The 24,281-nt window shown below is 42.5% G+C and carries 19 protein-coding genes; 4 read left to right on the top strand and 15 right to left on the bottom strand.

Annotated features, from left to right (window positions below):
* Positions 1-10: 10 nt before the first annotated feature.
* Positions 11-1,102, bottom strand: a complete 1,092-nt coding sequence (locus tag IGI69_RS08450) for a DUF871 domain-containing protein (protein ID WP_060791964.1) — start codon at positions 1,100-1,102, stop codon at positions 11-13.
* Positions 1,103-1,284: 182 nt separating this feature from the next.
* Between IGI69_RS08450 and IGI69_RS08455 the strand changes: the two genes are divergently transcribed.
* Positions 1,285-2,034, top strand: a complete 750-nt coding sequence (locus tag IGI69_RS08455; RefSeq protein ID WP_438740427.1) for a peptidylprolyl isomerase — start codon at positions 1,285-1,287, stop codon at positions 2,032-2,034.
* A gap of 50 nt (positions 2,035-2,084) precedes the next feature.
* Here IGI69_RS08455 and fabZ read toward each other — a convergent pair whose 3' ends face one another.
* On the bottom strand, positions 2,085-2,525 hold the full coding sequence (fabZ, locus tag IGI69_RS08460) for a 3-hydroxyacyl-ACP dehydratase FabZ (protein WP_005226178.1): 441 nt from the start codon (positions 2,523-2,525) through the stop codon (positions 2,085-2,087).
* Between the two features lie 206 nt (positions 2,526-2,731).
* On the opposite strand from fabZ, the gene fabI reads away from it, so the two are divergent.
* Both fabI and IGI69_RS08470 read left to right on the top strand, forming a co-directional pair.
* Positions 2,732-3,487, top strand: coding sequence for an enoyl-ACP reductase FabI (gene fabI, locus IGI69_RS08465; protein WP_005226179.1), 756 nt, complete (start codon positions 2,732-2,734; stop codon positions 3,485-3,487).
* A 147-nt stretch (positions 3,488-3,634) separates the two neighbouring features.
* Positions 3,635-4,552: a mechanosensitive ion channel family protein gene (locus IGI69_RS08470; RefSeq protein ID WP_015509767.1), complete on the top strand. Its 918-nt coding sequence runs from the start codon at positions 3,635-3,637 to the stop codon at positions 4,550-4,552.
* Positions 4,553-4,587: 35 nt separating this feature from the next.
* Here the strand turns inward: IGI69_RS08470 and cbpB are convergent, their stop codons facing one another.
* The 8 genes from cbpB to IGI69_RS08510 all read right to left on the bottom strand — a co-directional run bounded on the left by cbpB (position 4,588) and on the right by IGI69_RS08510 (position 11,008).
* A complete protein-coding gene (cbpB, locus tag IGI69_RS08475; RefSeq protein ID WP_438741510.1) occupies positions 4,588-5,091 on the bottom strand; it encodes a cyclic-di-AMP-binding protein CbpB in 504 nt (167 codons plus the stop codon).
* 109 nt (positions 5,092-5,200) lie between these two features.
* Positions 5,201-5,713, bottom strand: a complete 513-nt coding sequence (locus tag IGI69_RS08480) for a metallophosphoesterase (RefSeq protein ID WP_438740429.1) — start codon at positions 5,711-5,713, stop codon at positions 5,201-5,203.
* The gene (gene rph / locus IGI69_RS08485; protein WP_118215625.1) at positions 5,710-7,062 is read right to left on the bottom strand and encodes a ribonuclease PH; all 1,353 of its coding nucleotides are present in this window, start codon (positions 7,060-7,062) and stop codon (positions 5,710-5,712) included. Before rph ends, IGI69_RS08480 begins: the two co-directional genes overlap by 4 nt.
* Positions 7,063-7,878, bottom strand: coding sequence for a glutamate racemase (racE, locus tag IGI69_RS08490; protein WP_438740432.1), 816 nt, complete (start codon positions 7,876-7,878; stop codon positions 7,063-7,065). It lies immediately after the preceding gene.
* A gap of 231 nt (positions 7,879-8,109) precedes the next feature.
* Positions 8,110-8,766, bottom strand: coding sequence for an amino acid ABC transporter permease (locus IGI69_RS08495; RefSeq protein ID WP_151195279.1), 657 nt, complete (start codon positions 8,764-8,766; stop codon positions 8,110-8,112).
* A gap of 17 nt (positions 8,767-8,783) precedes the next feature.
* The gene (locus tag IGI69_RS08500) at positions 8,784-9,431 is read right to left on the bottom strand and encodes an amino acid ABC transporter permease (RefSeq protein ID WP_005226186.1); all 648 of its coding nucleotides are present in this window, start codon (positions 9,429-9,431) and stop codon (positions 8,784-8,786) included.
* Between the two features lie 11 nt (positions 9,432-9,442).
* Complete coding sequence (locus IGI69_RS08505; RefSeq protein ID WP_005226187.1) at positions 9,443-10,252, bottom strand: transporter substrate-binding domain-containing protein; 810 nt, start codon at positions 10,250-10,252, stop codon at positions 9,443-9,445.
* Between the two features lie 18 nt (positions 10,253-10,270).
* Positions 10,271-11,008, bottom strand: a complete 738-nt coding sequence (locus IGI69_RS08510; RefSeq protein ID WP_005226188.1) for an amino acid ABC transporter ATP-binding protein — start codon at positions 11,006-11,008, stop codon at positions 10,271-10,273.
* Positions 11,009-11,275: 267 nt separating this feature from the next.
* On the opposite strand from IGI69_RS08510, the gene trpS reads away from it, so the two are divergent.
* Positions 11,276-12,283: a tryptophan--tRNA ligase gene (gene trpS, locus IGI69_RS08515; RefSeq protein ID WP_438740434.1), complete on the top strand. Its 1,008-nt coding sequence runs from the start codon at positions 11,276-11,278 to the stop codon at positions 12,281-12,283.
* Between the two features lie 402 nt (positions 12,284-12,685).
* Here the strand turns inward: trpS and pheT are convergent, their stop codons facing one another.
* From pheT to IGI69_RS08540, 5 genes are all read right to left on the bottom strand, one after another.
* The gene (gene pheT / locus IGI69_RS08520) at positions 12,686-15,106 is read right to left on the bottom strand and encodes a phenylalanine--tRNA ligase subunit beta (protein WP_438740436.1); all 2,421 of its coding nucleotides are present in this window, start codon (positions 15,104-15,106) and stop codon (positions 12,686-12,688) included.
* A complete protein-coding gene (gene pheS, locus IGI69_RS08525; protein ID WP_005226191.1) occupies positions 15,107-16,153 on the bottom strand; it encodes a phenylalanine--tRNA ligase subunit alpha in 1,047 nt (348 codons plus the stop codon). It abuts the gene before it with no gap.
* A gap of 352 nt (positions 16,154-16,505) precedes the next feature.
* On the bottom strand, positions 16,506-16,826 hold the full coding sequence (locus IGI69_RS08530; protein WP_005226192.1) for a winged helix-turn-helix transcriptional regulator: 321 nt from the start codon (positions 16,824-16,826) through the stop codon (positions 16,506-16,508).
* A 67-nt stretch (positions 16,827-16,893) separates the two neighbouring features.
* Positions 16,894-20,571 (bottom strand): helicase-exonuclease AddAB subunit AddA, encoded by a 3,678-nt coding sequence (gene addA, locus IGI69_RS08535; protein WP_438740438.1) that lies wholly within the window; start codon positions 20,569-20,571, stop codon positions 16,894-16,896.
* Positions 20,564-24,181, bottom strand: a complete 3,618-nt coding sequence (locus IGI69_RS08540; RefSeq protein ID WP_438740440.1) for a PD-(D/E)XK nuclease family protein — start codon at positions 24,179-24,181, stop codon at positions 20,564-20,566. Before IGI69_RS08540 ends, addA begins: the two co-directional genes overlap by 8 nt.
* Positions 24,182-24,281 lie beyond the last annotated feature (100 nt).

Raw genomic sequence — 24,281 nt, forward strand, 5'->3', positions numbered from 1 at the left:
TTCGTGATAATTAGTTATTTTCGACCAATTTAAAACTTGACCAAGGTTTCAAAAATTCTAATAAGAATAGTTCTTCATCAGCGATTTTCCCAACGACATTGACGCGACCATCATTTTTCATTGCTTTCAAGGCGATTTGCGTCTCACCTTTGTATTGTCCATAACCAGCATTATCGATCAAGACATCCCCTCTTACCATATCACGGGTATCATGAGGTGGAAATTCCTTGTCTTTATAGTAGATCCGCGTCATCGTTGAACGCAAGATGTACTCTGAACGATCTCCTCGATAGCTGTGTAGATTATCGAAGAGACAAATTCGTTCATCTTCAGTGATTCCGTCAACGACATCGACTCTTAATGTCGGATAATCAGCATGAAACGCTTCAGCCATTGCTGCCAATTCTGCTTCTGAAGCATAGGCATTTCCAATAGAGATATCATCGATCAAACCAGTCAACACTAAATGTTTGACTTGTGTAGCTAGTGGCAGATCACGATGGTCTTCCAAAGAGCACAAACCATCTTGTGTTGGCCATGGACCGAAATCAGCTTCGTGAGAATTCACGAAAGCCATCGTATTTAAATTGTATTTGCGGAATTTTTCCGAACAAAAAACAAAATGGTCATAGCCTAACCCTGAATAGCGATGAGGATAGAAGTTATGCGAACCGAGTAAATTTTCAGTATTAGGTGAATAACTCATGATGTTATCCACGTAGCTCGTGCCGCTGCTCATATTGATTTCGATTTTGATCCCGTAAGGATTACGGGTCATTTTGGCTTCTTCTGAACCAGTGAAACCAATATCTAACCGAACACCGTAAGCCCCCATCTCATCAAAGAAGGATAAATCATCATAAGAAATACCTAACTGTTCGAATAAACCAGGATTGATATCTACCATGACTTCCATTCCTAACTGATTGGCATAATCCACGACTTGTTTAAAGTCTGCCAAGACTTTTTCTTTATCATCGTTGATTTGCAGCAAACTGGTAAATACCCGTTTAAAGCCGTATTTGTGTGCCAAGTCTAGATACGCTTTGTCCTTTTCAAACGTTGAGCGCTCTGGATAAATCGATATCCCTAATTTTCCCATCAAAAAAACCTCCTGTAAATTCTATCCGTTTATTATAATGAATCCTCTTTCATTATAGCAAACATCTAAAAAGTGGTCTACACCTTTCCGTCTGTTTCTTTCTCATTCCACAAAATCTGCGCTTTCTTCTATGTCTCTTTTTTGTTATGATTATCATTAAGAAAACTGGAAGGAATGAAAGAATGAAAAAAATCCTATTCACACTGACAGCAGCAGCTAGCCTTTTATTACTAGCTGCTTGTACAGGTTCAAGTACCACCGATCCCTCATCAAGCAATTCGGCAGAAAGCACGTCAACCTCAGAATCTGTTGACTTGAATGCCCTGGAATTGCCGCAATTATCAGCGGATGTGCAAGAGAATGAAGCTTTAGTTGAAATGGTAACGGAAGAAGGCTCGATCAAAATCAAACTTTTCCCAGAGATCGCGCCCAAAGCAGTCGAAAACTTTTTGACCCATGCCAAAGATGGGTATTATGACGGCTTGACTTTCCATCGTGTCGTAGAAGAGTTTATGATCCAAGGGGGCGACCCTAATGGTGATGGCACTGGCGGAGAAAGCATTTGGGGCGAAGGATTCGGCGAAGAATACTCGAACCAGCTTTATCACTTGCGAGGCGCATTAGCAATGGCAAAATCAAGTGCGCCAAACAGCCAAGGCAGTCAATTCTACATCGTTCAAAATGATCAAGATGTATCTGACGGTCTAGCGATCCAACACTATCCTGAAAAAATCATCGAAGCCTACAAAAATGGTGGAACACCACAATTGGACGGCAGCTATACCGTTTTTGGTCAAGTGATTGAAGGCATGGATGTCGTAGATAAAATTGCACAAGCAGAAACCCAAGACTCTGGCAATGGTGAGAATTCTCAACCGGTTGAGCCAGTGAAGATCGAAACGATCAAGGTCTTACAAGAAGCCAAAGAATAAATAAAAAACCGCTGAAGTCTCCGATATTCGGGAATTTCAGCGGTTTTCTTTTATTTTTGGTCGCCAACGATAAAGGTGAATTCGCATTCCGCAGCTTTTTTGCCGTCCACTGTAGCGACCGCATCAGCAGTTCCTACAGAGCCTTTGATTTTAGTGATCTCGAAAACAAGTTTCATGGTATCTCCCGGAACAACTTTTTGACGGAATTTGGCTTTGTTGATGCCGCCGATATACGCCGTTCTACCTTGGAATTCCTCGGATTTCAAGATCAGGATCGATCCTGCTTGTGCCAATGTTTCTAAAATCAAGGCACCTGGCATTACTGGATTTCCTGGGAAATGTCCTTGGAAAAAGTCTTCGTTGATGGTGACATTTTTCGTTGCGATAATCTTTTTGCCAGACTCGATTTCATCGACGTAATCAATATATATAATTGGGTAGCGATTTGGAATCAAATCCATGACTTCTGTTTCAGTCAATAGTTTTTTCATGGTTTCCCTTCCTTGCTTAAGAATTTATTATAGTTTGATTATCAAAGTATCATAGTTCAGCGAAATTCGCAACTAAATATTTATTAAGAAAAAAATAGTTTGACAATCAAACAATTATGCTTAATAATTAGAAATCAAGATAGTTTGATTTACTATTTGTCATTATACGTATTTTATTATTGTTGAATTTATTAAGGAGTGGAATTATGAGTTTTTTAACCGGTAAAAAAGTTGTCGTCATGGGCGTTGCTAACAAACGCAGTATCGCTTGGGGCTGTGCACAAGCATTAAAAGCACAAGGAGCCGAAGTGATCTACACGTATCAAAACGACCGCATGAAAAAGCCTTTAGAGCGCTTATTGGAATCTGATGAATTTGTAGTGGAATGTGACGTCGCCAATGACGAAAGCATTGCTTCCGCCTTTGAAACGATCAAAGAATATGCAGGTGAGATCCACGGTGTTGTCCATGCCGTTGCTTATGCCAATAAAGAAGATCTATCTGGCGATATTTTGAATATTTCTCGTGACGGTTATGCTTTGGCGCAAGACATCAGCAGTTATTCATTGATTGCCGTCACCAAATATGCCAAACCAATCTTAGCTGAAAATGCTGGAATCGTTACCCTTTCCTACTTAGGTGCCGAACGGGCAGTACCGAACTACAATATGATGGGGATTGCAAAAGCCGCTTTAGAATCAAGCGTTCGCTATTTAGCTGCCGAACTTTCACCGCAAAAAATCCGCGTCAATGCGATTTCTGCTGGTGCCATCAAGACGCTGGCAGTAACTGGTGTAAAAGACTATCAAAAACTGATCCAATTGTCAGAGGATCGGACACCTGATCATATTGGTGTGACGATTGAAGAAGTGGGCAATACTTGTGCCTTCTTGATCAGTCCATTATCAAGCGGGATTATCGGCGAAGTGATTTTCGTTGATAAAGGCGTTCATTTATCTTAATCAATAATTGTCATAGAAAAGTCTGCTATTTGCCTCTCCGTTGGCTGAGCAGGCTTTTTCTGAAAAAAACAGGTATTTCAGAAAACCTCCTTTGCATTTCTATTTTATCTTCGTTAAAATAGATGCAGTAAGACTTGGAGGGATTTTATGAAACAACTGCTACTTGCAGCTAGCACGACCGATTCAAGTGGTTCCAGCATTACCGAACCAGCAGCTGCTCAGCTCAATGCATTACAAAAATGGTGGGCATCGATCGACTGGGAATCGATCATTGGCCTACTGATCCAAAAAGCACTGATGCTGCTTTTTTTGTGTATCTTATTCGGAATTTTATTAAAAATAAGCAACATGATCATTGACCGGATCTATCGGTCCTATGAAAAAAAAGCCACCTTCAATGTGAGTCGAATCAACACGATCCATACCCTGATCCGCAATACGGTTCATTACACATTAGGCTTCTTTTTTGTCTATGCACTCCTTTCCACCATCGGCGTACCTGTAGGCTCACTACTAGCTGGTGCCGGAGTCGTCGGTGTCGCCCTCGGTCTCGGCGCCCAAGGCTTTATGAATGACTTGATTACTGGCTTCTTTATAATTACCGAACAACAAATCAACGTTGGTGATTACGTCCGCTTGACCAACCTGACGCTTGAAGGTACGGTGACGGCCGTCGGTATTCGGACTGTTCAATTAAAATCCGTTGATGGAACCGTTCATTATATCCCGAATCGTAACATCACGACCATCAGTAATACATCAAGAGCCAATATGCAAGTCGTGGTAGACGTACGTATCTTACCATCTGAAGGCTTAGATGAAATACGTGCCATCATTGAAGAAGTCAATGAACAGATTGCTCAGCAGCACGAAGAAGAGATCCAAACGGCCCCTACGGTCTTCGGTCTGGTGGATCTAGGAAACAACAACTTTGCAATTCGCACGACCATGTATGTGACCAACGGTACGCAATGGAAAATCAAAGAGGAATTTTTGGCCGCATCGATCGATGCTTTAACTGCCAAAGGCTATACGATCCCCAATGCGCCGATCGTCGGTATTTAAAAAAAGGTTATCCCGAAACTGGGATAACCTTTTTTCTATACCACATGCAGTTCATCTGTCATCTTTGGGGCATCTTCTTTCGAAATCAGCAAATAGCGTCTTTCGATTTCATGCGCCAAATGATTGACGGATTTTAAAATCTCTTTGCGGGTGATAATCCCAACAAAGACATTGTCATCATCAACGATCGGCAAGAATGCTTGATCCACTAACAGATGCAGCATACTTTCCAACTCATCGTTTTCTTTGATGCAATTCACATTGACTTCCATGACATCTGCCACAGTCAGCCCTTCAATATTTTCCATACTGAAGCCAGTGAGATCCATCATTCGTTCTACGATGTTTGAGAGGCTGATTAAGCCGACTAAGTGGTCCTCACTATCTAGTACTGGGATCTTTGAATAGCCCACTTTTGATAAAACAAGCAATGCGTGACTCAAAGGGTTGTTATAAAATACCGATGCCACATTCTCTGCCGGCACCAAGAAATTTTCTTGATTCTCGAGTAATATTTTTTCTACGGTCTGTCCTATCAATCTAATTGCCTCCATTTCACAGCTACTCTTCTATTTTACTTGAAAATGAGAATAGAAAGTAGAAACCTGCAAAATTATAATGAAATTTTTACTTTTTGATTCCGCTTACTTAACGTGTGAAAACGAAAGCTAGCTCTGGGACTTTATGAAAGGAACGATCATAGTATTGGATTGCCCATTGTTCTGGCGTACTTTCAATAATCGCAAAGCTTTTGATTTGAATTTGCCCTCGCGGTTGGGAAATACTGCCAGGATTCAAGAAAAGTCGATTCCCGACTTTCTCACAAGCAATTTGATGCGTATGACCAAACAAAGCGATCGAAGCATCTGCTTGTTGCGCTTTTAAGCCTAATTTGGTTACGCCAAAACGAACATCCGCCAAATGGCCATGGGTCATATAGATGGTATCCAGCGGCGTTTTAACGATACGCTCATTCGGAAAACCACCACCGTAATCGCAATTGCCACAAACGACTTGGAATGTTTCCCATAAAGGGTCCGTTTCAGGAAGTTCTGAATCCCCACAGTGAAGGAACAAATCGACTTGATTTTCGAATTCATTTTGAAGATCAACAAGAATCTCACGATCTGAATGATTGTCACTGACAACTAAGTATTTCATACATTTTCTCCTTCTAACCACTCCCGCCACTGTTCCTGCAGTTTTTTGATTGCTAGACCACGGTGGCTCACTCGGTTCTTTTCTTCTTGACTCATTTGGGCTGCGCTTTGCTCTGAACCATCAGGAATAAACAATGGATCGTAGCCGAACCCATTTTCTCCACGAGGGATGCGGCCGATTCTCCCCGGCCATTGAGCTTCAACCACCAAACTCTCTTTTCCTGGCGCTGCGAAAACTAACGTACAGTGAAATTGGGCACTGCGTTTGTCATCTTCGACATCCGTCAATTCATAGAGCAATTTTGCATTATTGGCAGCGTCACTTTTTTGCTCACCAGCAAATCGAGCAGAGTACACCCCTGGTCGTCCCCCTAATGCATCGACTTTCAGTCCTGAGTCATCAGCTAACACCGGTCTTCCCAAAATTCTGGCGATGGTTTCCGCTTTAAGGCGGGCATTTTCTTCAAAGGTGGTGCCGGTTTCTTCAACATCTGGCAAGGAAGGATAGTCTTTTAAGGTACGGACATCGTAACCTGCCGCGCCAAATACGGCTTTAAATTCCTTGGCTTTTCCTGGATTGCCTGTAGCAATGACGATCGTTTTTTCGGGAATCTCATAAGGGGGTTCATCTGGTAAAAACAGTGCCTCTTTTTGATAGGCAATCAATTCTTCGATAGCTGTTTTTCCGTAGATCAGCATCTCATTCAACTGCTGGCCATCAAAGGTTGCTTCTTCCCCAGTTCCTTGCAATTCGACAAATCGACCAGATTCCGTCATCACCAAATTCATGTCAACAGCAGCTGAAGAATCTTCTTGATAATCAAGATCGGTCACACAGGTGCCATCTGGTAAGATCCCGACACTAATTGCTGCCAAATGCTCCTTGATTGGATCTTCCGTCAATGCTTTGTCACGCAACAAGGTATCGATAGCTAAACGCAACGCGACAAATGCGCCGGTAATACTAGCTGTTCGGGTACCGCCATCTGCTTGAACGACATCACAATCGACCACGATACTGCGCTCCCCTAATTTTTCTAAATCGACTACTGCGCGCAAGGAACGAGCGATCAGCCGTTGGATCTCCATCGTCCGACCAGAAAGCTTGCCTTTGGCACTTTCTCGACGATTACGAGTGTTGGTCGCTCGTGGGAGCATACTGTATTCGGCTGTGACCCAGCCTTTTCCCGTATCTCGTAAAAACGGAGGGACCCGATCTTCAATCGTTGCCGAACAGATCACGGTTGTGTCACCAAAAGAGATCACAACCGATCCTTCGGGGTGTTTGTAGACGTTGGTTTGAATTTTAACTGGTCTTAACATTGTTTCTTTTCTGCCATCATGTCGCATTTAAAAGCCTCCTAAATCAGTGTGAATCGATGAGATCGTGTCTAAATCAAGCCAATCATTGGCGATCTCATCAAACATTTTCGGTGAACCAGTAGTAAAAAATGCATGTTGCGGATGCGGATCGTCCTGACTCGTTGCAGCAATGGAAAAATAGTCCAACAAGGTACTGACTTCCCCCACCGTTTCTGCCCCTGAATCAATCAGCTGGATATGAGCGCCCAATTCATTTTGAATCAAAGGACGCAATAAAGGATAATGGGTACAACCCAAAATCACTGTATCTAACCGTTTGTTTTTCAATGGACGCAACGTTTCTGCCACGATTTTCTTGGCGACCGAGCTATGGTATTGTTTACTTTCTACGATCGGCACAAACTTTGGGCAAGCCAAACTGACGACGGACGCATGGGGCGCTTTGCCATGAAGCGCGCGCTTGTAAGAGTCACTTTTGATCGTTCCGTTTGTCCCGATGACACCGATTCGTTGGTTTTTGCTTGCTTTGACCGCTGCTCGACTGCCTGGCAGGATCACGCCGATCACTGGAATATCTAGTTGTTCTTTGATTTCTTCAAGGGCGACCGCTGTTGCTGTGTTACAGGCGATCACCAACATTTTAATGTTTTTTTCTAATAAAAAACGGGTCATTTGCCACGTATACTCGATGACTTGCTCAGCAGGTCTTGGACCATACGGGCATCTGGCTGTATCTCCCAGATAAAGAATCGATTCGTTGGGTAATTGCTTGATTGCTTCTTTGACGACCGTCAACCCACCAACACCAGAATCGATAAAACCAATTGGTCTGTTGTTTGTCATAGTTTCCATCCTTTACATGAAAGAAAGAGTTTGGTGCGTTTTTCTCTCTTATTCATTTTGGACTTTTTTTGACTATTTTTCAAGTATTCCTTTCGTTTGCTAAAAAAGCTTTCCCAAAAAAACACGAAACGGTCAAAATGAAAAAAGCCCCCACGATTGGCTTACCCCTCACAAGTTGCACTTGCATGGGTGAAAGACCGATCGTGGGGATGTTTTTGACGATTATTCTTTTTAGTAATCGTACTGACGTTTTTCCAAAAAGCCAGAAAGCAATGACAAGGCATAACAAACCAAAAAGTATAAAACAGTCATTGCCAAAAACATAGGCAAAACATAGTTTGTGTTTTGACCATAAATGATTCGAGCATGATGAGTCAGCTCTGGTAAAGAAATAATCACAGCTAATGACGTATCTTTGATCAAAGAGATCAACTGACTGACGATCGCTGGCAGCATCGCTTTAAATGCCTGCGGCACGACGATGCTCCGCAATACTTCGACATAGCTTAGCCCTGTAGACAAACCAGCTTCCATCTGCCCTTTCGGCACAGAATTCAAACCAGCACGGAAGATTTCAGAAAGCATCGCTGATTCAAAAATCGTCAACGCCACAACCGCTGACCAAAAAATATTAAAGCGGATACCGATCTGCGGCAATGCAAAGTAAGTGAAAAAGATGATCAAGAGCAAAGGCAAGTTACGAATAACATCGATCACGACACCTAATACTTTAGAAAAGATTGGGATCGAGCTGAAGCGCAAAATGCCGGCGATTCCTCCGATAATAAAGCTAAATAAAATCGATAGGATCGACACTTCAACTGTTACCCGCAAGCCATCGATCAAGAAGCGAATGTTAATCGCTGAAAAAGCTTCAAAAAAGTCCATAGTTCGTTAGCTCCTTTCTATGAGCGGACAGCCCAACGCCGTTCCAAGTAAACCATCAAATAAGACAATGGTAGGGTAATGATCAAATAGAAAAGACCAACAATGATATACGTATCAAATGTATTGAAGGTCTCACTTGCGATCAAATCGCCTTGATACATAATATCTAATCCTGCGACCATCGCCAAAATTGATGAATTTTTGACAAGATTGATAAATTGATTGCCTAACGGCGGTACGACGATCTTAAATGCTTGAGGCAAAATAATGTAGCGCATCGCTTGGCTGTAGGTAAAACCAGAAGACAAGGAAGCTTCCATCTGGCCTTTAGGGACCGTTTGAATCCCTGAACGGATCGTCTCAGCGATAAATGCCGATGTATAGATCGTTAAGCCGATCGTTCCTGCTTGAAAGCCGTCAAAAGAAACCCAATACATTGGCACAACGACATAAAAGAACATCACGATGATCAATAAGGGAATATTTCTAAAAAACTCAACATACGCTTTGGCAATCCCTTTGATGAGGCGATTGTCTGACAACTGAAAAATTGCCATTAAGGTTCCGATCAAAAGACTAAAAAACAGTGCGATCAAACTCGCCATGACTGTGTATTTAAAGCCTTCAATAAACTGACCGGTATACGTTTGAAATAATTCAACCATTCAGTTTCCTCCTACTCTACTTTTCCTGATTCGTCTTCAGGGAACCACTTGTTGTAAATCTCATCATAGGTTCCATCTTCACGCATTTCCCGCAACGCTTGATTCACTGCATCAAGAAACGGCTTTTGTCCTTTATTGATTGCAATCCCATAAGGTTCTTCTGTAAAAGTTTCGCCAACTAAATGGTAATTGGGATTTTCACTCGCCATCCCTAATAGGATCGCATTATCCGTGGTCATAGCATCCCCTTGACCAGATTGTAAAGCGGTAAAGGCTTCCGCATAATTCTCAAGTTCCAAAATTTGCGCTTCTGGTGCTGCTTCACGAATGTTCACAGCTGAAGTAGAGCCTTTCACGACCAATACAGTGGTATCTGCGGTCAAATCTTCGATCCCTTGGATTGGACTGTCTTTGGCAACTAATAACGATTGGCCTGCATCAAAGTAGACATCGGAAAAATCGACCTGTTTTTTACGTTCTTCTGTGATAGTCATCGTGGCGATGATTGCATCGATGTTGCCGTTTTTCAAAAGAGGAATCCGGGTTTTTGAGGTAACTTCAACAAAGATGGCATTGCCATCACGTCCTAAAATTTTCTCAGTGATTGCACGAGCGATATCAATATCGAATCCTCGTACTTCTCTGGTCGCGATATCCATTAATCCAAAAAGACGGGTATCGTTCTTTACGCCCCAAACGATCTGATTCGTCTCTTTGCTGTTTTCTAAAATATCGATCTCTGCGGCACTTTGTCCTTTACAACCTGAGAAAGTCACAAGGGCAAAGGCTAAGACTAGAAAGGAAAATATTTTCTTTCTCATAAGGGTTCCTCCTATTGCTTAATGATTGCTGACTTTGCTCAAGAATTGTTTTGCACGTTCGTCTCTTGGTGCATCAAAGAATCCATCGACATCGCGCCGATCCTCTAGTACTTGTCCTTCTGCCATAAAGACGATTCGATCTGCTACTTCACGGGCAAAGCTCATTTCATGGGTAACAACGATCATGGACATACCTTCACTGGCAATTTTTTTCATGACATCCAATACATCACCAATCATTTCTGGATCCAATGCTGACGTTGGCTCATCAAAAAGCAGCATCTCTGGTTTCATCGCAAGCCCTCTGGCAATTGCGACCCGCTGCTGTTGTCCGCCGGATAACATGGAAGGATAGGAATCTTTTTTATCTAACATCCCTACCCGATCAAGAAGTTTTTCCGCCAAATTGATGGCTTCTTGCTCATTTTGTTTTAATACTTTAATCGGTGCCAACGTAATATTTTCTAACACGGTTTTATTTGGATACAAGTTGAAATGTTGAAACACCATGCCGATGTTTTTTCTAATTTCTGTCATTTTGACATCTTTGTCAAACAAGTTCTTACCATTGACCAATAATTGACCACCTGAAATGGTTTCTAGACCATTAATCGTACGGAGCATTGTACTTTTACCAGATCCAGAAGGCCCGATAACAACAACGACCTCACCTTTTTCAAATTCAAGGTTGATGTTTTTTAATGCATGGAACTTTCCGTAATATTTCTCTACGTTCTTAAATTCGATCATTGCCATTGATTCACACTCCTAGCTTTTTTTAAAATTAAATGAGTAATTGGAAAGATTTGATTCATATTATAGCTCAATCTTTTTTCATTTGTAAAGGTGCTTTTCCAATGTTCCCCCCTTATTTCTGAAAAGACAAGTGCTATTTTACTTTGATGTGAGGTTTTTGTCCATGAAAATTTTTCTCACCCCATCAGATCACAAGGAGAACCGGTTGTTTCTTTTGCTAAAAAAAGGTAAGATAAACCATATAACAAAGGAAAAGGTGGAAAAAAAGTGAATACGATTTTAACTGGCGACCGCCCAACTGGCAAATTGCATCTTGGCCATTATGTGGGGTCTTTAAAAAAACGGGTCGAAATGCAAGCTGACCCTGAAAATCAGCTTTATATCATGGTCGCTGATATGCAGGCACTAACAGATAATGCAAAAACACCTGAAAAGGTCTCAGCGAATATTTTAGAAGTCGCTTTGGATTATTTAGCCGTTGGCTTGGATCCAGCAAAAACAACGATGTTTATTCAATCGCAAATCCCTCAGCTCTCTGAATTGACGATGTATTATCTCAATCTAGTCAGTGTTGCTCGAGTACGACGAAATCCAACCGTTAAAGCCGAAATTGAACAAAAAAAATTTGGTGAAGGCGTCCCTTCAGGGTTCTTCATCTATCCTGTCTCTCAAGCAGCGGATATCACCGCTTTTAAAGCAAATTTAGTCCCCGTTGGAGAAGATCAAAAACCAATGCTGGAACAAACGCAAGAAATCGTGCATAGTTTTAATTCTACGTATAGTGAAGTATTAGTCGAACCAAAAGCGGTTTTACCGCCAAAAGGCATGGGACGTTTAGCGGGGATCGATGGGAACGGGAAAATGAGCAAATCACTGAACAATGGTATTTACTTAGCTGATCCAGCCGATGTATTACAAAAGAAAGTGATGAGTATGTACACGGACCCAAATCACATTCATGTCAACGACCCTGGACAAGTCGAAGGCAACATGGTCTTTACGTATCTTGATGTATTTGGCACTGAAAAAGAAAAAATTGCTGAATTAAAAGAACATTACACCCGTGGTGGATTAGGCGATGTCAAAATCAAACGCTATTTGATCGATGTTCTAGATGCCGAATTTGCACCGATTCGTGAACGCCGTGAAGCTTTTGCAAAAGATCCCGGTGAAGTGATGAACTTATTAAAAATTGGTAGTGAAAAAGCAGAACAAGTTGCCGCCCAAACGTTAGCTGAAGTCAAAAATGCAATGGGCATCAATTACTTTGCCTAAAAAAACAAGCCTTTACGGCTTGTTTTTTTGTTTACAAATCGGAATGAATTCTTTCATACAAAACCTATGTGTCAACTCTGTGTTAGATTTCACGAGAACCCTTCCTCCCCAGACTGACACTTTGTGTAATTTGATTTGATGCTGTTTCTTGCACAAAAACCAAGAGAGCTGTCCTAAAAAATAACCTCATAAAATGCGGATTAGAAAATGCATTTTTTCAGCCTTGCCAGTGTTTAAAAAAGGTTGTACCAAAAAAACTGGATTGCCTTCTATAGAGAAATCTTTTACGGCTTTCACTCAACTCCTCACATTCTTGTGTCATCTGAGCATCTATTATAATAGTAGAAAACGTTCCCCACCCAACTTCTTTGTATGGTGGAGAACGTTTTTCTACTTATTTGATTAGCGGATTTCTGCTTGAACTTTTTCTTCTAAGTTACGAGTAATTTTCGCTATTGCTTGATTGATCTCTTCATCCGTCAGGGTAGCTTCTGGATTGCTAAAGGTCAGGCTGTACCCTAATGATTTTTTGCCTGCTTCGATGTTTTTCCCTTGATAAACATCGAATAAACGAATCGCACTTAAGAAGCGACCGGCACTTTCGCGAATGATCTCCATCACGGACTGGTTATCGATCGTTTCATCAAGCAAGAGTGCCATATCCCGCGTTACTGATGGGAACTTAGAAACTGGTTGATAGACCAATTGTTCTGTTTTCGCTGCTAACAGTTGATCTAAGTTCAATTCAGCAACATAGGTTTCACTCACTTCATAATCTTTGGCGATCGATGGGTGGACTTGTCCCAAGAAGCCGATTTCTTGGTCATCTAGCAGGATCATTGCCGTACGGCCAGGATGCATCTCTTTGATAGCTGCCGTTTTTTGATAACGAATACGGTCGGTTAATGCCAACGAATCAAATAGATTTTCTAAAATGCCTTTCAAATGGAAGAAATCAACTTTTTGAGCTTGGGTTTGCCAGTCTTTCTCATGGATATTTCCTGTCAAAGCTAGCCCTAAGTGATTGACTTCTGTTGGCAGCTCGTGCTTACTGTCGCCTGTTTGATAGAAGACGCGACCAATTTCATACAAAGCAACACGATTGTTTTTACGTGCCAAATTGTACGCAACGTCGTCTAACAAGCCTGAAATCAGATTCAAGCGCAAGACGGCACGCTCTTCGGTCATTGGCCAATCCAATCGAGTCACTTGGCTCGATTTATCCGTAAATTGTTGTGCCTTCTCTTCAGTGGTCAAAGCATAGCTAATGGCTTCACTGACCCCGTTGCCTTCCAATAGCGTCCGAACTTCTCTAGTCAGACGTTGCGCTTTGGTTAGATGACCGGCAACCGTTTCTCCTTGCGGTAAAGTCGATGGCAAACGATCATAACCGTAAATACGCGCCACTTCTTCAATGATATCTGCTTCGATCGTAATATCCCAACGACGAGGTGGGACAGAAACAATATAGCTGTCTGCTTCTTGACGATGACCAAAGCCTAATGCGTCAAAGATTTCTTGCACTTCTTCATCAGTGATTTCTGTGCCTAAATAGCTATTGATTCGAGCTAAAGTGATTGTAACCTCCACAGGTTCTACTGCTACTTGGGAACCTATTACTGCCCCTTTTAAGACCGTTCCGCCAGCAAGTTCTGCAATCAGTGCTGCTGCTGCATCACAAGCTTTTGCAACCGTTGCTTGGTTGATCCCTTTTTCAAAACGAGCAGAGGACTCACTTCTTAAATTGAATTTCTTTGAGGTCAAACGAATCGCTAATGGATCGAACAGCGCCGCTTCTAAAGCGACTGTGGTCGTTGTTTCCGTGATTTCAGAATCAAGCCCTCCCATGACGCCTGCGAGCGCAACGGGTGTCGTTCCGTTGGTGATAACGATGTCTTCTGATGAAAGCTGACGTGTTTCTCCATCTAAGGTAACCAGGCTTTCATTTTCTTTGCCGCGACGTACCAGTATTTCCTTGCTGTCTAGCTTTTGATAATCAAAAGCATGCAATGGTTGGCCAAATAATAACAAGATATAATTTGTCACGTCCACAACATTGTTGATTGGACGAATGCCTTCATTCATCAAGCGATTTTGCAGCCATTGTGGACTTGGGGCGATCGTTACACCATCAATGATTCGAATTTGGTAGGCGGGTGCATTGGTTGCTTCCGTGACCTTCACCTGAATTTTATCGGCAGCAGCTACTTCACTTTCATTAAGCGCAATTTCAGGAAACTTCGGTGTTTGCCGATAGATCGCACCGACTTCATAAGCAACCCCCCGCATGCTCAACGCATCCGCACGGTTCGGTGTGATCGATAATTCGATAATATGATCATCCATATCGAGATAAGGAAAAACCGGTGTTCCTACTTCTGCTTCTGCTGGTAAATAATAGATTCCTTCTGCGTATTCCTTGGGGATTACACTATCAGCATACCCTAGTTCTTGCAATGAACAAATCATGCCGTTCGAAACTTCTCCCCGCATCTTGCTCTTTTTAATTTTTACATTGCCCACGATTCGAGAGCCTGGTAATGCTACGATGACTTTGATGCCACTTTTGACATTTGGTGCCCCACAAACGATTTGCGTGTCTTCTTCCTCACCAATATTTACTTGGCAAATCGATAGATGATCAGAATCTGGATGTGGTCGGCAGTCGGTCACTTCTCCGACAACGATTTTTTTTAAACCCTCTTCAGGCACGTCAACACCTTCGACTTCGATCCCAGTCACTGACATTTTGTCCGCCAGCTCTTTTGGTGTGATCTCAGACAGATCAAGGTATTCATTTAACCATTTGTACGATACTAACATTTATTGTTCCCCCTTGAACTGGCGAATGAAACGCACATCATTTTGATAGAATTGGCGAATGTCGTTTACGCCGTAGCGCAGCATTGCCACTCGATCAGGACCTAAACCAAAAGCAAATCCTGAATATTGGGTTGGATCGATCCCTGACATTTCTAAGACGTTAGGATGCACCATTCCAGCACCGAGGATCTCGATCCAGCCAGTTTGTTTACAAACGTTACAACCCGCACCACCGCACTTGAAGCAGCTGACATCAACTTCGACCGATGGTTCTGTGAAAGGGAAATAGCTTGGTCGCAAGCGAATTTGGCGATCTTCACCAAACATTTTTTGCATCATGACTTCTAAGGTTCCTTTTAAGTCACCCATCGTAATATTTTTATCGATCACCAATCCTTCAATTTGATGGAATTGGTGGCTATGGGTCGCATCATCTGTGTCACGACGGAAAACTTTCCCTGGTGAGATCATCCGCAGCGGCCCTTTAGAAAAATCATGAGTCTCCATTGTTCGCGCTTGCACTGGTGACGTATGGGTCCGAATCAGCACTTCCTCTGAAATATAAAAAGTATCTTGCATGTCTCTGGCTGGATGATCTTTTGGCAGATTCATCCGTTCGAAGTTGTAATGATCTTTTTCCACTTCGTAGCCTTCAACTACTTGGTAGCCCATACCAACAAAGATATCTTCGATTTCTTCCATGATTTGCGTTAGCACATGGCGTGTTCCTCGGTCCATCTTTTTACCAGGCAAAGTCACGTCGATGGATTCTTCAGCGAGGGCTTTTTCCAAGTTTGCTGCTTCGATAGATGATTTTGCTTCTTCAATCGCTTCTGTCAAGATATCACGAATCTCGTTGGCATAGCTCCCCACCTTCGGCCGTTCTTCCGCAGAAAGATCTTTCATCCCCCGTAGAACTTCAGTAATGGGACCTTTTTTTCCAAGCACTTCCACTCGAATCTGATTTAAGTCATTCATGGTTGGACTTTCTTTGATTTTAAGCAATGTCGTTTCCTTCAATGCTTCTAATTTTTCTTGTAAAGACATGTGTTTCCTCCTTCTATACTGTGAATAGCGTAAAAAACGATTTGACTGGAAAAAGTGACGATCTTTTTATAAAAAGACAAAAAAAGACGTCATCCCTTAAAAAAGGAACGACGTCTCGTGTTACCATCCTCATTCGCGAAAAAAACCGCGCACTCACTTCGGCTAACGACAGCAACACTGCCGACTGATTGTTCTCAGCAAGCTCCAGAAGTGAAATTCATTTTTCGAATACAGGACTTGCTTTCAGTCTGTGACAAGTCTCCCTTTTTCTGATCCAGCCAAATTACTAGTTTCTATCAACGCTTTTTTTACTATTCATTTAAGCTTATTTTACCTAATTTCCGTTGAGAAATCAACTGCATTCTTCCTCACGTACCCAGGTTTCTGCCCAACGCTTCACACTCATCATACTCTTTTCAAGAGCAATACCTCTTGGCGTCAAGCAGTAAAGATTGTTTTCTTTGCAGACAATTTCTTCCCGCTCTAATTCTTTCAAGCGTTCGACTAACACCCGATCACTCACTTGAGGAATCTTGTTTGCTAACTCAACAAATCTTTGTTTGCCGTCTTCAAGAAGGACATCAATGATCAAGCCGTTCCACTTTTTGCCTAAAATAGAAAAAGCTTTTTCAAATTTAGGACAAAGGGCATAATCCGATTCTACTTTTATCATTCTCCATCACCTCTTTTACCTATTATAGCATATGACTTACGAAATGTAAGAAACTAGGATCGATCAGCTAGAATGCCACGATCATCTTAGGTTTTAACAGCACTAAATAGGTCTGTTTCACTGGTTTGTTCAATGCTTTCTCCAATGCTTGGCAATAGAGTTTTAATTGACCATAATATCGTTCGCGCATTTTCTGTTCAATCTGAGCCTGACTGCCGAACACATCATCTGTTTTAAAGTCATATAAAATGATTTCATCCGCCAATTCAATATAGCCGTCAATAATACCATGGATCAAAAGCGGCGCATCTGGTTCATCAAACCCTTCAAAGATCGTATCGGCCTCTTTTAGCATCGAAAACGGCTGCTCCCGCTTCACCACATCAGAGGATTGGTTCAGCAGTTCACCTAGTTCAGTTTGATAAAACCACAAAATACTCGATCGGTCAATTTTTTTGGCGATTTCTTCAGAAAAAAATTGCTTTTTCACGAGTTCAGCAATCAGGAGCGCCAAAGTATCTTGTGTTGGCTTCATTCCTAAGGGGATCATTTGCAAAACCGTATGTGTTGCGGTTCCGATACTGCTGGCGAGAGGCTTCGTTTCTTGCAGAAATTTGGGTTTCGCCAATTCATCTTGTACGTAGCGATATTGCTGAGGATTCGTCTTCTCGGAAACCGACCGCCATTCCAACAAAGTGGTCTGTTGATCATCAGGATCGTTATAGAGTCTTTTCAATTCTGAAACAGATTGATAACTAGTCGTTTGGGTCGCTTTTTGATAAGGATAGCGATAGGCTAGGCGTTTCAAAAGATCATCGATATTGCTATCTGGCGCAATCAATCGTTTAGGCTCCTCGACTGGTGTAAGGGTCTCTTGGACTTCTTGCGTGATCGTTTCTTGATTCCACCATGACAGACGAAAATGAGCAGGATGATCGATCGTTCGCTTGCGCTCTGACGCTTCGGAGAATACTGCTTCCATATCTGGATGGCGCATCAGGGTCCGTCCGACCCAATCCATCAAGCTCCCCCGAGCCACTAAGCGCAACGCTGGATCAAGAACCATCTCGGATTGTGTCAAGCCAGATTGCCACGTCTTAAAGGCATCCGCTTGATTTTTATAGGAGCCTACTAAGAAAAGCTTCTGCTCTGCTCGTGTCAATGCTACGTATAATTTTCGCATCTCTTCTGACAAGGCTTTTTTCAAACGAACTTGCTTGATGGCTTGAAACGGCAGTGTTTCAAATTTAAGGTTTTCTGCGGGTTCCACATATTGGATCCCAGCCCCCAGCTGTTCTTCAAAGATATAGCGTTTTTGAAAATCTTGGTAATTAAAGAATTTTGTTGTATCCAATAAGAAGACGACAGGAAATTCCAAACCTTTACTTGCATGGACGGTCATCACACGAACCGCATCTTCTACTGGTGTAGCTAACGGCTCTGCCAAGTCCTTGTTTTTTTCTTGCATTTTTTCGATGAAGCGAATGAATTGGTACAACCCACGGAAACTGCTCTTTTCGTATTTCTCCGCTCTGTGGACCAATGCCGCTAAATTGGCATAGCGCTGCTGACCTGCAGGCAGTCCCACGACATAATCCAAATAGGCAGTATCTTCATAGATTTGCCAAAGCAAGGTTGGGATTGGTAATCGTCGTGCTTCCTCTCGCCATTGTTCCAGTTTTGTTAAAAACCCATCGACCGTTTGCCACAAGGGTGACGCTTCTTGTTGCCCATGGTAATCCAATACTGCATCGTAGTAGTCGCTGGAACGATTCGCTAAACGGATTTCAGCTAATTGATCTTCTGTTAGGCCGACGATTGGCGAACGCAAGACCGCCACAAGCGGGATATCTTGGTACGGGTTATCAATGATCTGCAGCAAAGAAACGACGGTTTGGATCTCCGTTGCCTGAAAATAGTTTTGAGCATCATTGACCGCCATCGGAATCCCAAACTGCTTAAAGACATCCAAAATGACAAGATTGTTTTTACGTGTGGGGGTCAATAAGACGATGTCATTGTAAGTGATTGGTCGATTTGTTTTGGCTTTTTTGTCATAGATTATGAAGTTTGATTCAATCAACTCTCGAATCTTCAAGGCAGTGATCTGCATTTCACCTTCTGTTTTGTCATCGATCAATTGTTCTTCGGATTCATGCTCTTTTTCATATAACAAGAGCTCTGTTGCAAAGGCCTCGCTTTCTGGAAAATCAGGAAAACCGGTAATCAAGGCTGCCGCCTCATCGTAAGGGATTTGTCCAACCCTTTCATCCATCAGCTGTTGAAAAACTAGATTCGTAAAATCCAATACATCGGAGCGAGAACGAAAATTTTCTGCTAAGACGATTCTTCGCCCACCATTCTCTGTTTCAAATGCCAAGTATTTTTCGATAAATAGCGTCGGATCTGCTAGTCGAAACGAATAGATCGACTGCTTCACATCCCCCACCATAAACATGTTGCCAGGGTTATGATCGACTTGTCTCACCCAATATAAAATTGCCTCTTGCAGCCGATTGACGTCTTGGTATTCATCGACTAAAACTTCTTCAAAGCGATCACGATAATAGGTCGACGCCTCACTTCCACTGCCATCTCCTTGTAAAATCTGCAAGGTGAAATGTTCCAAATCATTAAAGTCTAAACGGCCTTTTGAAAGCTTTCTTTCTTGAAATGCTTTCATAAATGCTTCGGTCATCGCTGCCATTTTTTCAACGACAGGTGCTGATCGATGAAGCAACTCCATCATTTCAGCTGGTGGATACGGGAAGGTGGCTTTCAATTGCTCGACCAATTTTTTCGCATCATCGCGTAAGGGCTTGATTTCTTGGGACAATTCCTTTTGTTCTGGTTTGCGAAAAGCTGGGTAACGACCAAAACGCAATGTTTGGATCTGCTCATAGAAGCCATCGACATCGTCTGCATCCAGCAGAGCCTTTAAGGTTTCCACCATGCCCAATTCGGTATCGATCAACTGTGCCGCTTTTTCCATCGCTTCATCAGAACGGGCATAGTCTTGCGCCGCCTGCAGCAAATGCGCCGCTGTCTTCAAATTTTCTTGCAAAGTCGGTTTTATTTGCGATTGATACAAGATATTTTCAGCAAAGGTTTCTTTGCCGATATAGTGATCACTTAGATGAGCTAGCCAGTTGACTGGATCTGGATTGGCTCGGGCAAAGTCATAGAGAGACAGGATCAGATCCCCGACGCCTTCATCAGAACGATCACTTGAAAAATTTTCCGTCAAACGAAAGAAGGCTTCATCATTGGCTTCATATTGTTGATCTCTCAGCTGTGTCCAGATTTCTTCTTTCATCAATAAAATTTCGGTTTCATCAGTCATCATGCGGAAATTGGGATCTAAATCGATCAAATAATAAAAACGCCGAATCACAGTTAAACAAAACGCATGCAAGGTAGAAATGTTAGCTGTCGGCAACAGCTGCAGCTGACGAACGAAGTGCTGGCGCTTTTGCTCGTCACTTTCTTGATTGATGGCCTGTTGCAGTGCCACTTGAATCCGTTCTTTCATTTCTCGAGCAGCTGCTTCGGTAAAGGTCACGATCAGTAAAGAATCGATCGTCGTTCCTGCTTTTAGCTTTTCGATCACTCGCCGAACCAAAACGGTGGTTTTTCCTGAACCCGCTGAAGCGGAAACGAGGATATTATCCCCTTTATCAAAAATGGCTTGCCATTGGGTATCCGTAAAGGTTTCATTTTGCGGTTTTAAAGGGATCTTACTCATCTTCTTCCTCCCTTAAGCGATGGATAATCTCATCTTTAGATAAGTTTTCTAAACGGTGGTACTCATTTTCTTTCAACAATACATCAAAGTCACAGATGCTGCGAAACGGACAAAATTCACACGCCCGTTTTTTGTCTTTTATTTTATAAGACGGGTTTAAGGCGATTTCACCGCTCAACAGCTTCTCACCGCTTTGCTGCATGTTTTTCCGATTGTGTTTTCTTAACAGTTCAAGCTCTTCTTCTGTATAAAACTTGTTTTTCGCCTGCGTTGTTTTTTGATAATTGCCGTTTTTGTCTTTTCGAACAGGAAATATCGGTGAATTTTTGCTGGCTTCAACATCCTCATCTAGCAACGGGAAAACAGCCGGTTCGTCAATAAACAACCCGTCATACTTGAAACGTTTTAAACGTTCTTCTTCACTGGCTTCTTGTCCGTCCAAAAGCGGATTATGCACATGCAGATAATAAGCCCCCGCTGGTCGCACATTTGGCGAACCAACCAGTTGGACAGCATCCGTCAATGCGACATCGAGATAGGTGATCAACTGCATCGCAAGTCCGTAGTATGCTTCAGAAAGGTCAAAATCTCGGCTGCTAGATTTATAGTCAACAACAGAAAGCCATTGTTCTTCTTCCGTTTTCGCCGTATCGACACGATCGATCTTCCCCCGCACATGCAGTTTCCCGCCAGAACTTAATGGCAATTCGATCCCATTGATCCCATTTGAGCCAGCGATCTGACCGAATAGCACCTCCGTCTTTTCAGGACTAAAATGCATTTTTTGTCCTTGTTTCGCTAATGCCCACGCTACTCGCTGAATCGTCTTGCCTAATTGATACCGAATAAAATTCATCCGAGCAGAGCTCGTCAGTAAGCGATAACGGCTTTCGCCAAAAATTTCCTGCAAAACGACTTCCACAAATTGCACGCGTTGGTCAGCAGTTAACTGGGTTAAGGAAATATTTTCAGCAATCAGGACTTTGACAAAGCGGTCCAACGCATCATGGAAAAACTCACCGGTCATTGCTGGATTTAAGCCATAAACTTCCCGTTCTTTTAATCGTAATCCGTAGCTGACGAAATACTTGTATTCACACTGATAGAACGTCTCCATCTGAGAAATGGAACTGTAGATCGATGGTCCATATAGTGCCGCAGCTTGTGCTTGAGACAAAGGAATCGGAATATTTTGATGAGTTTGGCTTTCAAATACTTGGGCAGCTAAATCTGTCCATTCCGAACGCAGCAGTGCTTGTCTCAGCTGCTCCCAGACCCTAGGTAAATTCTCTTTGTTTTTTTGCGCTTGCTGACTGAGGTTATTGATTTGATAGATCAGGCCACGGTAACTGCCGACATAGTTTCTTGGGTCACTGACTAGCGTCAATATCCCTCGCTCTTGCAGTGGGACATCCAAACGTTTGACCACGCGATCTAAATAAGGCGACATTTTGATGTTTTGCTGGGTATCAAAATTAACGGCATAGGACAGTGATAAGTGTTCCGTTGCTGAAAGCAAGACAGAATAGAAGGCAAATGGCTCTTTGACACTGCCTTCCACCACTGTATCTCTAAGGTGTTTTTCACCATTGAACAACTGATTGAAATGCTGACGTTCTTCATTCGTCAACAACGTTTTGTTCTCTATTTTTCTTGGCAACGCCGTTTCATTCAATCCCGGTGCAAATGTGATCTTTGCTTGCTTTGGACGTGCCAGATCAAGGCGATTGATGTTGACTTGGTCGATCGCTGTTGGGATCTTCCCGAATGTGACATTTTCTAAGCCAGTCAATAAGACATCCTCAAAGAGCGCAAAATCAAAGGACTCTTCCCCATAGATCGCAGCATATTCATCCAGCAAATCCATCAAGGCTTGCCATGCTTGTTCATGATTACGAGCTTGATCCAACTTCCCTTGCTGGATCGCTTGATCTCGCCAATGCCGCAGTTGTTCTTCAACACCGGCATTCAGTAAAAAGCGATACAGCAGTTCGACCGCATCGCGGTTCGTTCTAGCGGCCGTCAGCCAGTCAAGAGTATCAGCAACATCTTGCTTAAAGGCCCTGCGCAACTGGTTGGTATACGCTGTCAAATCCACTTTATCCGTCTGCTCTTCTTCCGATTGTAAATACTCGATCAGTTCCCAATCTTCGTTTCTCGTCCAACTCGCTCCTTGGAAATCATGAGCCAGCGCTTTGTTCTCGGTAATATCCACCAACTTACGAAACTGGTCACGCCCAACGAGCCAATCTGCTTCGGAGCGATAGGCTGCCGGTAAGTAAAGTTCCGTTCTAAGCAACCGTAAAATATCATTTAAGCGAAAGCCATAGGATTGACAAGCAAAAAAAGCATTCAAAAACTCAACCAATGGATGTTGCGCCATCATCTGCTCTTCATCGATATAAAAAGGAATCTCAAACTCAGTAAAAATTTTAGGAATATATTGATGATAGATTTCTGGTTCGGCGATCAATAATTGGATCTCTCGGTATCGTAATGCTGAGTACCGTTTCTTATCGCTCATCATCCCACGGATCGACGCTGCAATCTGACGGATCTCTTCTTCTGGATTCCCAACTTTCCAAACTGCCAGAAAGTCCTTCACAGAGGACTGTTGCTGATAGTTGACTTGTGACTGGGTCTGCCGCCAAAATGTTTCAATTTCATTATACGCCTGTTGCATCGATCCCTTCGCTTCCTTGTCCACCTCTTGGTTGACCGAAAGTTTCTGATCCAAATAAATCGGCACTTGATTTTCTCGGGCAAAACTGATCAATTGATAATATGTTCGCCCTGCTTCATAAAACAAATTTAACGGTGAAGGCAGCTCTTGTGGATACCCACGATCCAGAAAAAGATCAATAATGACATGACTTTTTTTCATCAACACTTGAATCAGCTGCTGTTCCTGTGTTGAAAAAGCGGAAAACCCACTGATAATAAATAAGGCATGGGAAAGATCTGGCGCTTTGTTTATTGACACTGCGTTAGGCATTGCTTGCTCCACTGGAGAATCATCCAGCAAGGAACCTTCAAGAAAGCGTGTCAACAAGGTGATCGGTTGTTCGACTTGTAATGCACGCTCCAGAAGTTCTTGTTCAAATCGTTGAAATATTTTCGCTAATTCACTGTATTTTTTCTCCTCGTCTTGGGTTGCGCTTGGTGCAGCACCACCTGCCAATAAATCTTCGATCCCCAATCGACTTGTATGCATTTCTTGATAGAACGCCAACAATTGTTGGATAAAACCCGCTTTGTTGATCTCACCACGGTATAAGACGAGTTCTTCTTCTAGTTCCAAAAGCAGCTTACGCATGATCATGGAGGCACCATTTTCAGTGATGGCATTTTGAGAAAGCAAGCCGGTTTGTTGCAGATAAAACCATGCCAAACGGTGAAAACTGTACACTTGCGCGCGAATAGAAGCAAAATCTTCTACGCGATCCTCTCTAAGTAATTGAAGGATCTCGCGTTCTCGTTCAAATTTGTTGTAGTTAGGTACCAGAAAAAATACTTCTTGATGGTCTTTTTCTAACCAGCTTTTTGCATTTTCTATCACTGCTTGATCATGACGACAACGGCCATCGCCAAGGATAAATCGTAAACTCATGAAAGGACTCCTTCTCTCCATCGTCTTTTAAAAAAACACTAAAAATCAGCGGCACGTTTTTTCAAATGCGTCTTTGTTTTTAAAAGAATCTCCTTAAAAA

Source organism: Enterococcus sp. DIV1083b, assembly GCF_051713705.1.
Classification (GTDB): domain Bacteria; phylum Bacillota; class Bacilli; order Lactobacillales; family Enterococcaceae; genus Enterococcus_D; species Enterococcus_D casseliflavus.